12 protein-coding genes are annotated in these 12,207 nt (G+C 51.0%); 2 read left to right on the top strand and 10 right to left on the bottom strand.

The genetic code is table 11. The features are described from left to right. Positions 1 to 27: 27 nt before the first annotated feature. The 4 genes from KDN34_RS14915 to KDN34_RS14930 all read right to left on the bottom strand — a co-directional run bounded on the left by KDN34_RS14915 (position 28) and on the right by KDN34_RS14930 (position 3,481). On the bottom strand, positions 28 to 834 hold the full coding sequence (locus tag KDN34_RS14915) for a UDP-2,3-diacylglucosamine diphosphatase (protein WP_212594494.1): 807 nt from the start codon (positions 832 to 834) through the stop codon (positions 28 to 30). 147 nt (positions 835 to 981) lie between these two features. After that, positions 982 to 1,944: a 2-keto-3-deoxygluconate permease gene (locus KDN34_RS14920; RefSeq protein ID WP_212594495.1), complete on the bottom strand. Its 963-nt coding sequence runs from the start codon at positions 1,942 to 1,944 to the stop codon at positions 982 to 984. 59 nt (positions 1,945 to 2,003) lie between these two features. Beyond that, positions 2,004 to 3,164, bottom strand: coding sequence for a UxaA family hydrolase (locus tag KDN34_RS14925; protein WP_212594496.1), 1,161 nt, complete (start codon positions 3,162 to 3,164; stop codon positions 2,004 to 2,006). A 23-nt stretch (positions 3,165 to 3,187) separates the two neighbouring features. After that, on the bottom strand, positions 3,188 to 3,481 hold the full coding sequence (locus KDN34_RS14930; RefSeq protein ID WP_212594497.1) for a UxaA family hydrolase: 294 nt from the start codon (positions 3,479 to 3,481) through the stop codon (positions 3,188 to 3,190). Between the two features lie 200 nt (positions 3,482 to 3,681). On the opposite strand from KDN34_RS14930, the gene KDN34_RS14935 reads away from it, so the two are divergent. Beyond that, on the top strand, positions 3,682 to 5,610 hold the full coding sequence (locus KDN34_RS14935; RefSeq protein ID WP_212594498.1) for a sigma 54-interacting transcriptional regulator: 1,929 nt from the start codon (positions 3,682 to 3,684) through the stop codon (positions 5,608 to 5,610). Positions 5,611 to 5,651: 41 nt separating this feature from the next. Here the strand turns inward: KDN34_RS14935 and nqrF are convergent, their stop codons facing one another. From nqrF to KDN34_RS14965, 6 genes are read right to left on the bottom strand one after another with little or no spacing between them, the layout of a single operon-like run. Then, positions 5,652 to 6,869: an NADH:ubiquinone reductase (Na(+)-transporting) subunit F gene (nqrF, locus tag KDN34_RS14940; protein ID WP_212594499.1), complete on the bottom strand. Its 1,218-nt coding sequence runs from the start codon at positions 6,867 to 6,869 to the stop codon at positions 5,652 to 5,654. Positions 6,870 to 6,887: 18 nt separating this feature from the next. Then, on the bottom strand, positions 6,888 to 7,496 hold the full coding sequence (nqrE, locus tag KDN34_RS14945) for an NADH:ubiquinone reductase (Na(+)-transporting) subunit E (RefSeq protein WP_212594500.1): 609 nt from the start codon (positions 7,494 to 7,496) through the stop codon (positions 6,888 to 6,890). 9 nt (positions 7,497 to 7,505) lie between these two features. Further along, a complete protein-coding gene (locus tag KDN34_RS14950) occupies positions 7,506 to 8,126 on the bottom strand; it encodes an NADH:ubiquinone reductase (Na(+)-transporting) subunit D (protein ID WP_212594501.1) in 621 nt (206 codons plus the stop codon). Continuing rightward, entirely contained in the window at positions 8,123 to 8,896 is a 774-nt protein-coding gene (locus KDN34_RS14955; protein WP_212594502.1) for a Na(+)-translocating NADH-quinone reductase subunit C, read from the bottom strand. Before KDN34_RS14955 ends, KDN34_RS14950 begins: the two co-directional genes overlap by 4 nt. Beyond that, positions 8,883 to 10,094 (bottom strand): NADH:ubiquinone reductase (Na(+)-transporting) subunit B, encoded by a 1,212-nt coding sequence (locus KDN34_RS14960; protein ID WP_212594503.1) that lies wholly within the window; start codon positions 10,092 to 10,094, stop codon positions 8,883 to 8,885. Before KDN34_RS14960 ends, KDN34_RS14955 begins: the two co-directional genes overlap by 14 nt. After that, positions 10,094 to 11,458, bottom strand: coding sequence for a Na(+)-translocating NADH-quinone reductase subunit A (locus KDN34_RS14965; protein WP_212594504.1), 1,365 nt, complete (start codon positions 11,456 to 11,458; stop codon positions 10,094 to 10,096). The genes KDN34_RS14960 and KDN34_RS14965 overlap by 1 nt, the downstream gene beginning before the upstream one ends. A gap of 478 nt (positions 11,459 to 11,936) precedes the next feature. Between KDN34_RS14965 and KDN34_RS14970 the strand changes: the two genes are divergently transcribed. After that, positions 11,937 to 12,197 carry a chaperone NapD gene (locus KDN34_RS14970; protein WP_212594505.1) on the top strand — a complete coding sequence of 87 codons (261 nt, stop codon included), beginning with the start codon at positions 11,937 to 11,939 and terminating at the stop codon, positions 12,195 to 12,197. Positions 12,198 to 12,207: the final 10 nt, after the last annotated feature.

Raw genomic sequence — 12,207 nt, forward strand, 5'->3', positions numbered from 1 at the left:
TGGCGGCAATCTGATGGCATTTAAATGCTACCCGGTAACTGCCGGCTCTTGCGGCACCAAGCGTGATAGTGGCTTTTCCACTTCACTGTAATGGCACAACTCCAAGCGACCATCACGGTGTTCCAATACTGCGGTGCAGTTCTCTACCCAGTCGCCGGTATTGATATAAAGCCGTCCTTCTCGGTATTGCAGTTCTGGATGATGAATATGCCCGCAAACCACACCATTGACGCCATGAGCGAAGGCGCTTTGCAGCGCGGCTTCGCGAAAACGCTGCATTGCTGTTTCTGCCTTGGTAGAGCACTGTTTTAAAGTACGTGCCACCGACTGATACGGCAAACCCAACAGTCGCCGTCCGGCGTTCCACAGTCGGTTGAGGAACAGCACTAAATCGTAAGCATTATCACCGAGCCAGGCATCAAAGCGGCTGGCGCATAATTCCCGGTCAAATTCATCACCATGGATCAACAGTAATTTGCCGTGAGATGGACTGTCGTAGATAAACTCGCGATGGACTTCTATCTGGTCCACCGCACCACCATCAAAACGGCGCATGGTGACATCGTGATTTCCCGGTACATAAATCACTCGAGTCCCCTGGCGCGCTTTGTCCACTAATAACTGAAACACTTGTTGGTGTGTGTTAGGCCAATACCAACGCCGGTTAAGTGCCTGCATATCAACAACATCGCCGACGAGAAACAGAAAATCGCTTTGATGTTGTTTGAGAAAGGTCAACAGATACTCGGCGCGACAATGCTTTTCGCCAAGGTGAAGATCCGATAGCCAGATAGCCCGGCAATAGCGGCTGGTTGAAGTTGCTGCTGAGGTCATGGTTAGGTTCCTGTACCTGACGGAAATTCAACAGCTGCAGATTAGCTAGCAGGTTTGACGCAATGGTTACCACAACTTGATGATTTTATGACAAGGACTCAGGTAAAAGGCCGTGAACCAAGGTCACGGCCTTAACGACAACGGGGGTTATGCTACCTGTTGTGCTTGCTGCAACAGCGCTTTTTTCGCCGCATTACGCTTGGCAACCCAAGTGGTAAGCAGTGGCACCGTCAGCGCCGTCAGAATGGTTGATGCCGCCACTTGCGTGGTTGCAATGGCGGCCGCCTGATGCATGCTTGGATCAATCAATGCAATGGCAGCAGGAGTCGCCACCGCATTACCCGAGGTCGATGAGATTGCGGCCCCGGCAACGCCGGAACCGCCAGAGGCTTTGTCGGCAAAGATGTTAAAGACACCGCCGAGAAGTAAGGTCATCAACCCCAGTAAAATGCCAGATGCACCTGATGACAATAGCATACCGAAGTCGATACCCACCCCTAGTCCAAAGGCAAAGAAAGGGATCAACATATTGGCACCGGCGCGGAGGAATACTCGCATCTCCTCATCCAGGTTACCTAGTAACATGCCGATCAGAATAGGAATGATCACACCCACCAAATTCATAAAAGGAATGGATACCAAGCCAGCGGTTCCGAGTGCCACCATAGTCAGGAACGGCCCATCGTTGAGAGAAACAATGGCAATAGCACCAACATCGGTTTCTGAGCCATATTCACCTGTCAAAGCAGCATACAAACCGCCATTGCTGTTGGTCATCGCGGCGATAATTGCCAGTGCTGACAGACCGAACAGACCATCTGGACCAAACAGTTTGGCAACCGCCAACCCAACTGCTGTTCCCACTAAAAACTTCACCAGCGTAATGGTGACACCGGTTTTTACTGCTTTAGGTGCCGCTTTCAGTTTGATGTCTGCCCCCATGCAGACCAGAAATACCCCTAAAATTGCCATCGCGCCGTGGGAAATGGAGGTAACAAAACCACCAATTTCTAACGAGCCAGGAGCAAAGGTTTTGAACAAGGCACCAAGCAGCAAGGGGATTACCATCATGCCGCCGGGAAATTTCTCGATTGCTTGTTTGATTTTCATAATGTTGTGCTCTGATTAAAGCGCTGGCGCTGATACTGAATCAGCCCCAGCGCAAGTGCTTAGAAAGTAGGTGCAGTCTTGTAAATACAGAACTCTTTATGACCGAGGGTTTCCGCCTTGGTGTGCTTGCCACTGGCAACCGTCAGGATCTCCTTCAGTAATACCTGGCCCATGTCCTGTATCGATTTTTCGCCGTCGATAATCGCGGAAACATCCAGATCGATGTTGCCGGGCATCTTGTTATAGGTCTGCTTGTTACCGGTGATCTTGATAACCGGCGCAATGGCATTGCCGGTTGGTGAACCGCGACCGGTGGTAAATACCATGATATGAGCACCACCAGCCGCCATGCCGGTCATTGACTCGACGTCCTGCCCAGGGCTGTCCATGATGTAAAGTCCTTTCTGGGTAGGCATATCGGCATAATTGAGAACACCAGTAATCGGGGCATGGCCAGACTTATGGATACAACCCAGCGATTTTTCCTCAATAGTAGTCAGGCCACCTTCAATATTGCCGGGAGTGGGCTGCCCACCGCGAATATCTTCGCCAAGTGCCATCGCCCGAGCTTCGCAATCACGTACCAGTTTTAGAATGGCTTCGGAGGCTTCTGGCGTAATGGCTCGGCGCGCCACTACATGTTCTGCACCAATGAATTCTGTAGTTTCTGACAGCATGGAAGTGCCACCGTTATTTACGATGGCGTCAGAAGCCTCACCCAGTGTTGGGTTAGAAGCCAGACCTGATGTGGTATCAGAGCCACCACATTCCATACCGAGGATCAGTTCGCTGATGTCACACTCTTCGCGCACTTGCAGTGATAACTGCTGGGCAAATTCCCGTGCATATTCAGCACCTTTAGCCAGTGCCCCCAATGTGCCGCCATCGCCTTGAATGGTGACCATTTCAACCGGTTTGCCGGTCTTTTTAATCTCATCATAAACATAAGTGGGTTCGGTACCCTCACAGCCAAGACCGACCACGACTACTGCGCCAACGTTGCCATTCAGCGCAGTGTTGATAACCGTTTTAGTGGTAAGGCGCGCATCGGAGCCAATCTGACAACAGCCGAAAGTGTTGTTGATATAAGTACAACCCTGCACTTTTTCAGCGATCTCACGAGCGACCTGGTTAGAACAAACACTGGTCGCCAGAACCAATACATAGTTACGAATGCCGATCTGACCATTTGGTCGTCTGTATCCCATAAATTTCATCATGACCTCTCATTCATCTGTGCTGGTTATGCCTGGTGATCGCCGCGACCACGTTCACTTTCCACGTTATGCACGTGTACCCACTCGCCGACTTGAATGTCCTGAGTTGCCAGACCAATCGATTCGCCGTATTTGATGACATGCTCGCCCGCAGCAATTGGCTTGATCGCCAACTTATGGCCGAAGGCGATATCGTCTTTTAGCCTGACTTCACTGTCCTGATCGTTGATAAACATGCTGGCAACATCGCCTTTTTTAAGGGCAACGGTGGCGACTGCTATCGAGTCTTGCGCCGTAATCACCACTGCGTTCTTTTTCATCTCATCCACCTCTTATGTTTATTGGCAACACCACTATCGCAATCACGATGCCAAAAAATTAGTGGATTGATTTTGTTTAATTTTTGTGAAATTGCTCGACCGCCACCAGAAAAAAGTGAGGTACTATCCATCAACCACTGCAGCAAATTACATCACCGCCAGTTGCAACCGCTGAACATTGCAACAGTTGGAGTACGTCCATGAGTTACCGCAATAAAATATGTCTGGTGGCCCCATATGAAGAATTGGCCAATGCCGCTGAAAGACTGCTACTAACGTTGCCATTTGCGATTGATATTTACCGCAGTGATCTGACCCATATAGTCAGCGATATTCCAGTGTTGGAAAGCCGAGGCTACCAGGTATTGATCAGCCGCGGCGGCTGTGCTGAATTGCTACGACGCAACTGTGCATTGCCCCTGGTGGAAATCAAAGTATCGCTGTTTGACCTGTTCGATGTGCTCTCGCCCTTTATTGGTCAATCGCAAAAAATCGGCGTGGTGGGATTTCGTAGCGTGATATCCAGTTGCAAGAAACTGACGGAAAAACTGTGCATTAACAGTGAATTACTGTTTGTGGAGGATGACCATGCCAACGATATGGAAAAGCAGATCCTTCAGGTGAAACAGCAACTGGATAATCGTCAATTCGACTGGATTGTCGGTGATGCGGTGTATCAGGACTTTTTTGCGCGCAAAAAAGAAGGCTACACCATCATTCAGTCCAGCGATGAATCGATCACTAAAGCCTTTGAAGACGCCGATGCACTTACTAAAGCCTTTGTCGCCAAACATAAAGAAAGTCTTTATTTTCAAACGGTTTTTAACCACTACGAAAATAGTTTAATTACAGTCAACGCCAATGGTGAAGTGATCCACGTTAACTGTAATGCGGGGGAAGTACTGGGACTGGAAGGCAAAAATATTCGCGTTTTAGCTGATATTGATCCGGCGCTGGAAAGCGCGATGGATTGGGAACGACTTACGCAAGGCAAGAAAATTATCGGCACGATTGTCGATGCGGACTGTGGCACCTTGGTGATCAACCAGATCCCGATGCTGGCCGAAAACGCCCTATACCGGGTGATGCTCAGCATTCAAACCGTAAACAACCTCCGAGGCATGGAATACAACGTACGCCGCCATGAATTGGCGCGGCGCGGATTGTCGACCCGTTACAGCTTTAGGGACATCATCTCCACCAACAAAGATATGCTGAGGCGGCTTCAGCTAATCGAGAGTTATGCTAAAACCGATGCCACCATCATGATTTACGGTGAAAGTGGCACCGGCAAGGAGATGATTGCGCAGAGTATTCATAATGCCAGTAACCGCAGTCATGGCCCGTTTGTGGCGGTGAACTGTGGTGCGTTAGCCCCGCAATTGCTGGAAAGTGAGTTGTTCGGCTATGTTCCGGGTGCGTTCACCGGAGCCTCGGCTAAAGGCAAGATGGGCCTGTTTGAATTGGCGCATGGTGGCACAATTTTCCTGGATGAGATCAGCGAGCTGGATAAAAACCTGCAATCCCGGTTGCTGAGGGTATTACAGGAACGGCAAATTATGCGTTTAGGCTCTGACCAGGTGATCCCGGTAGATATCCGGGTGCTGTCGGCCAGCAATCATCAGCTGCAGGCATTGGTAAAAGAAAACAAATTCCGCGAAGATCTCTATTACCGCCTGAATATCCTGAAAGCTACCCCGTTGCCACTGCGCGACCGCCGAGAGGACATCATTCCGATTGGTCAGCATTTGATCCAGAAATTTTCACGCAAATACAACAAGCCGGTCATCGAACTGAGCAATGAACTGTGGCAACTGCTGCTGAAATATAACTGGCCGGGCAACGTGCGGCAGTTGGGTAATATCATTGAGCGGCTGGTGCTGTCGATTACCGTCAGCCCCGCCTCCATCGACGAAGCCTTGCTATTGCTGGACGACATGGAAACCGATGGCGAAGCAGTGCTTAAAAACAGTTGCCGCAAATGCCGTTTCGTCAATGGCAGTTTTGGGGAGATCCGTCTGGCGATCCTGCAATATATCCTGCAACAGGAACACTACAATAAATCGCGTGTCGCCAAGCGGCTGAATGTGGATCGAACCTCCATCAATCGTTGGCTGAATGAACAATAAAGCTGAATCGACAAGGTGCGTTCGCCGATTTTTATGCGACGCTAACCGCCGAAGTCATCCAGCAGGATGTTGTCTCGCTCGACACCGAGGCTTTCCAACATGGAGATCACCGAGCTGTTCATAATGGGTGGGCCACACATGTAATACTCGCAATCTTCCGGCGCCTTGTGCTGTTTGAGAAAGTTTTCATACACCACGTTATGAATAAAGCCGGTATAACCGTGCCAGTGATCTTCTGGCAACGGTTCCGACAAGGCGATGTGCCATTCAAAGTTCGGATGAGCGCGTGCCAGTTCATCGAACTCCTCCTGATAAAACACTTCACGCAGCGAGCGGGCGCCATACCAGAAGGTCATCTTGCGTTGGGTCTGCCGGGTTTTCAGCTGGTCGAAAATGTGCGAGCGCATTGGTGCCATCCCGGCACCACCACCGATAAACACCATTTCTGCTTTGGTATCTTTGACAAAGAACTCTCCAAACGGCCCGGAAATCGTCACCCGGTCACCCGGTTTCAGATTAAAAATGTAGGAAGACATCTGTCCTGGCGGAATATGTAGTTTAGGCGGCGTGGCAATTCGCACATTCAACATAATGCGGCCCTTTTCTGCCGGGTAGTTCGCCATGGAATAAGCTCGCATCAGCGGTGTATTTACCTTGGACACCAGCTCAAACAGATCATGTTTTTGCCACTCATCACGATACTTTGCATCTATATCAAAATCGCAGTAATGCACTTCGTGAGCCGGGGCTTCAATCTGGATATAGCCGCCCGCTTTGAAGTTCACCTCTTCGCCTTCGGGTAGTTTCAGCAATAACTCTTTGATATAGGTTGCGGTATTGCGATTAGACAGTACCTGACATTGCCATTTGCGGACCCCAAAGATCTCTTCTTCCAACTCCAGTTCCATATCGTTTTTCACGGCGACCTGACACGCCAGTCGGCACCCCGCTTTAGCGTCTTTTTTGCTGATATGCTCCATCTCTGTCGGCAGAATATCGCCACCACCGGATTTGATAATCACCCGGCACTGACCACAGGTGCCACCACCGCCACAGGCAGATGGTACAAAAATCTCTTTGGATGCCAGTGCGGCCAACAGCTTACCGCCAGCAGCCACGGTGACGCTTTTGCTGGCATCATCATTAATGGTCAAATGCACATCGCCACTTTGTACCAGACGACTTTTGGCAAACAGGATCAACGCCACCAGCAAACACACCACCAAGGTAAACATGCCGATGCCAATTAACATTTCCATCTGAATGCTCCTTCGTGGTTACAGGGTGATACCCGCAAAGGCCATAAAGCCCAATGCCATCAAGCCAGTGGTGATAAAGGTAATGCCGATACCTTGCAGATTCTTCGGTATTGCGTTGAATTTCAGTCGCTCGCGGATCCCCGCCAGCAGCACAATGGCCAGCGCCCAGCCACAGCCCGCGCCGACACCAAACACAATCGATTCGCCAAAGTTGTAATCACGGTTGGACATAAAAATCACCCCGGCAAAAATGGCGCAGTTTACCGTCAGCAGCGGCAGAAAAATCCCCAAGGTCTGGTACAGCGCCGGGACATAACGATCCAGCACCATTTCGAGGATCTGCACCAATGCCGCAATCACCCCGATAAAGGTGATCAATTGCAGATAGCTCAAGTCCAAATTGGCGAATCCGGCCCAGGCCAGCGCCCCCGGTTTCAACACATAGCTGTAAATCAGCTGATTCACCGGCACCGCCAGCAGCATCACCACAACCACCGCAATACCAAGGCCAAATGCCGTCGACACCTTTTTCGACACCGCCAGAAAAGTACACATACCGAGAAAGAACGACAACGCCATGTTGTCGATGAAGGTCGCCTGAATAAACAGATTGAGATAGTGTTCCATGACGCCTCCTTAACGCTGCCGGTTGCGAGCGATATTGATCAGCCAGATGATCACGCCGATCAGGAAAAATGCACTCGGCGGCAACTTAAACATCTCATTGGGCAGATACCAGCCACCATTTGCCACGGTTTGCAGCAGTGTTTTACCAAACAGGGTGCCCGCGCTCAGCAGTTCGCGGACAAATGCTACCGATAACAGAATAAAGCCATAACCGGCAGCGTTGCCCAGGGCATCCAGCACCGCCAGATGCGGCGGTTCTTTCATGGCGAAGGCTTCGGCGCGCCCCATCACAATGCAGTTGGTGATGATCAGTCCGACAAACACCGACAGCTGCTTTGACAGCTCTGGCGCCAAATCTTGCAGCACCATATCCACGACGATCACCAACGAGGCGATAATGGTCATCTGTGCAATGATGCGCACACTGTTGGGAATCAGGTGGCGGATCAGCGAAATAAACAGGTTGGAGCAGACCACCACAAAGGTCACGGCTAATGTCATCACCAAGGCCGTCTGCATGGAGTTACTTACCGCCAGTGCGGAACAAACGCCCAATACCTGCATGGCCACGGGGTTGTTGGCAAACACCGGCTGCCACAGCAATTCACGCGTCGTTAATGTTGCACTCATTTCGCGGCCTCCATCGCTTTTAGTTTGGCAAGCAGCGGCGTAAAACCTTCGTCACCAAACCAGAAACTGATCATATTCTGCACCCCTGCACCAGTGCGGGTGGCACCACTGACGCCATCTATCCCATTGAGATCGCCCGCCTTAGCGCCGCCTTTAACAATTTTCAGCGCCAACTTTCCGTTTGCATCAAATAGCTGTTTACCATGCCATTTTTGACGCCAATCCTGGTGGTTAATGAAATCGCCGATACCCGGCGTTTCGCCATGTTCATAGAAGACGACCGCCTCGACGGTATTGAGATCCGGCGTGAGACCAATAAAACCATAGATAATTGACCACAAACCTTTTCCGTAAATCGGCAGCACCCAGCTCTGTAGTTTTCCTTGCGCATCATCCACCCGAAAGATACGGATTTGATTGGCGCGGGTCTTGATGCGGGCGATGTCTTTGGCAATCTTGCTGGAACTCTGCGGATTGATCGCGGCCATACGCTCGTCATAATCCAGCAAGTCATCTTGGGGTAACCGCTGACCATCGGCCAAGGTCACTAACATGGGGGTCACCCGCGAACCAAACAATGTTTTAAAGTTGCTGTTATCACTCGGAATGTCGGCGGCCAGCAGCACATTCTGCATCAGCTCATTGCGCTGCTTTGCCAGCTTGCGCTCTTTCAATACACCGGCGGTGCCCGTGATCATAAAGGAGCACAGCAGACACAGGACGATGGTGAACAGGAAGGTTCCGGCGACACTGTCTTTATTGAAGGCCATTGCGCTTGATCCTCCGTCTGATGTTAAACCGTGCCACCAGCGAGTCCATCAGCGGCGCCCACAAGTTGGCGAACAAAATCGCCAACATTATGCCCTCCGGCATTTTGACGTTGGCGATCCGAATCACCACCGTCATGGCGCCGACCAAGATACCAAACAGCAGTTTGCCGGGACGGGTATAGGCGGTGGTCACCGGATCGGTGGCCATAAACATCATCCCCAACGCAAAACCACCGGTGACCAGGTGCCAGGTCCAGGGCATCGCCGTCCAGGCACTGCGACTGTTACCGAAGTAGTTGAACAGCAAGGTGGAGACAATCATCCCCAGCATCACCCCGGCCACAATGCGCCAATCCGCCAGCCGAGTCAGCAGCAGTAAACCGCCGCCCAACAAAATGGCTAAGGTGCTGGTTTCGCCGATAGCGCCCACCTCGAAGCCGAGAAATGCCTGCCACCAACTTGCATCGCTGAACGCCTGATACCAAGCATAATCGGTGAAATGCAGCTTATTCGCTGCCACCTGCGCCAGTGTGGTCGCGCCGCTATAACCATCAACCGCCACCAGTTGTGCACTGGTGGTGACTTCGGCTGGGTAGGCAAAATAGATAAAGGCCAAGCCCGCTAGCGCCGGATTGAGGAAGTTATAACCCATGCCGCCAAACAACTCTTTAGCCACTACCACACCAAAGCTGACGCCCAGCACCACCAGCCACAGCGCAATATGAGCAGGCATACACAAGCTGAACAGTAACGCTGTGACGAAAAAGCCCTCATGCAGATCCTGCTTGCGCGCCTTCGCAAACACCATCTCCCACAGCAGGGTCATTAGTAACGCCACCAGATAGATCGGTAGGAAATAACACAGACCATAACTGAAGGTAGCAACCGCACCGGTGTCTGCGCTCAGTGGTTTGAAAATTAAAGAAAATAGCGAGGACTGCCAACTATTAGCAGCCGAGGCTCCGGCGATTATTGCCAGCTTGGCTTGTAAGCCCGTGTTATAGATACCCAACAGGATCGTTGGTAGCAGACACAATCCCACCAAGGTCATGGTGCGTTTAACATCGATAGCATCACGCACATGCACCGAATCCTGAGTACTCCCCCCGTGACCGATAAACATGGAACGAAAGAAATCTTTGATGGTTGAACCTGGCGCATCAAGGCGATTCTTTCTTGTCTGTTTGGACTTCTTCATCAGCCTTCCCTCTCAATGATGGTCAGACAAGCGCGGAGTTCCTGGCCGTAATCGTATTTACTGGGGCAGACAAAAGTGCACAGCGCCAAATCTTCTTCATCCAGTTCCAGCGCCCCCAACAGTTGCGCCTCATCGGTATCACGCACCACCAAATCCCGCACCAGCAAGGTGGGCAAAATATCCAACGGCATCACGCGATCCAACTGTCCAAAGGCCAACATGGCACGTTTGGCACCACCATAATGGGTGGTCAGGGCAAACAATTTTTGTGGTAAGAAACGCGATAGTACGGCGCCGGTCACGGAAAACAGCTCTTTGCCTGGGCGCATCCACGGTAACACTTTAGGACGATGATCTTCTTTGAGTACGGACAGTTGCGGCCGGAAGCGGCCAAGATAGTCCAGTTCAGCCACCGCCGTGAAACCGCCCAGTACCGAGCCGGAAATGACACGGCTCAGGTGTGGTTGCTTGAGTTCCCCGGCCACCAGCTCACTGACTTTGGCACCCATCACCGTCCGTAATAAGCGGGGATGTTTAACCTGAGGCCCAGCCAGCGAAATTACCCGGCTAGTATCCAGTTCACCGGTCGTGAACAGCTGCCCGATGGCGATGACATCCTGATAACCAATATGCCAAACCTGACGCTCAATACTGACGGGGAACAGATGATGAATGTGAGTGCCCACCAACCCGGCAGGATGCACACCGGTAAAGTGCCAGGTTTCAACCTGGGGAATTTCGTTACCAGGCAGTAATGCCGGATTGCCATCCTGACACAGATAGAGTTTGCCGTCAGTCAGGTGCGCCAACACCTGTAAACCTGCGACAAAATCCTCGGCGGCCTCATTGATAATCACCCGCGGATCAGGGGCTAATGGATTGGTATCGGTGGCGGTGATAAAAATAGCGGCAGGGGCACTACCGGGTTTGGGGGCACGGGAAAAAGGTCGGGTGCGTAACGCCACCCACAGACCACTTTCTAGTAACTTTTGCTGAACGGCTTGACGACTCAGAGTGGTTAAATCCGCTTCGGCGCCGAAGTTGATGTAATCGTCGCCGTCCAACGTAATGACTACCGACAGTAACACGCGGCGGTCACCACGATTAATCGCAGTCACAATACCGCTGGCGGGCGCGGTAAAACGGACACCTGGATTACTTTTATCTTCAAACAGCGGTTGACCTTTGCGAACCCGCTCGCCTTCCTCTACGAGCATGGTGGGCTTCAAGCCAATATATTCATGGCCGATTAACGCCACCTGGGTCACGGCTGTTGCGGTTTCAATCAACTGTTGGGGCGCGCCGACAATGGGCAGATCCAGCCCTTTCTTAATCGTGATAATACGCTTTGCAGAATTCACCATCGCGCCCGCCTCGAGATTAATAATTAACCGAATGCTACAGAACGCTTGGCTAAATTACCGCCAACTGCATCACATCAAAATAAATTTTCGTAATATAAATACGAAAAAAGTAACAGGGAAGACCGCTAAAACCGTTAAATTAACCTTAAAACGTAATAAATATACGTTTTTTACTTCCAATGATGCCATAACGCGGCGAGCGCACTTTGTAATGGTTCATCCCTGATGTTACGGCATCATCCACGGTAACAGGTCCCTGTAGTTGTGCCAGAGTTAACACCGGCCATCCGTCGCAACAACCACTATTAACGCTACAAATTAATAATTTGCGAGCAGGATCACTATGAAAACTATGATCTCGATCGCCTATCCTCCGGATTACCTCTTGCGGGGTATATATCCCTAACTTTGGTAAGTTCTAGACTTTTTGCAAATTCTGAAGCTTTCGCAAGCCAAGACGAGCAAAGGCAGGTCGAAAATGCAGCCATCATCAAAGGAATACCACATCACCAGTCTGGTGATCCATGCCGACCCCGGTCATATCGGCCAGGTCAGTTCTGATATCTCGTTGTTATCCGGCACCGAGATCCATGCCAGTACCCCAGAAGGCAAATTGGTTGTCACCATTGAAGCGGACAACCAGAAAGCACTGCTGGACCAAGTGGAAACCATTAACCGACTGTCGGGCGTGTTGTCCAGCAGCCTTGTTTATCATCAGGTTGAGACCCTCAGCCATTAATAACGATCAT

This window comes from Shewanella yunxiaonensis, assembly GCF_018223345.1.
Taxonomy (GTDB): Bacteria; Pseudomonadota; Gammaproteobacteria; order Enterobacterales; family Shewanellaceae; genus Shewanella; species Shewanella yunxiaonensis.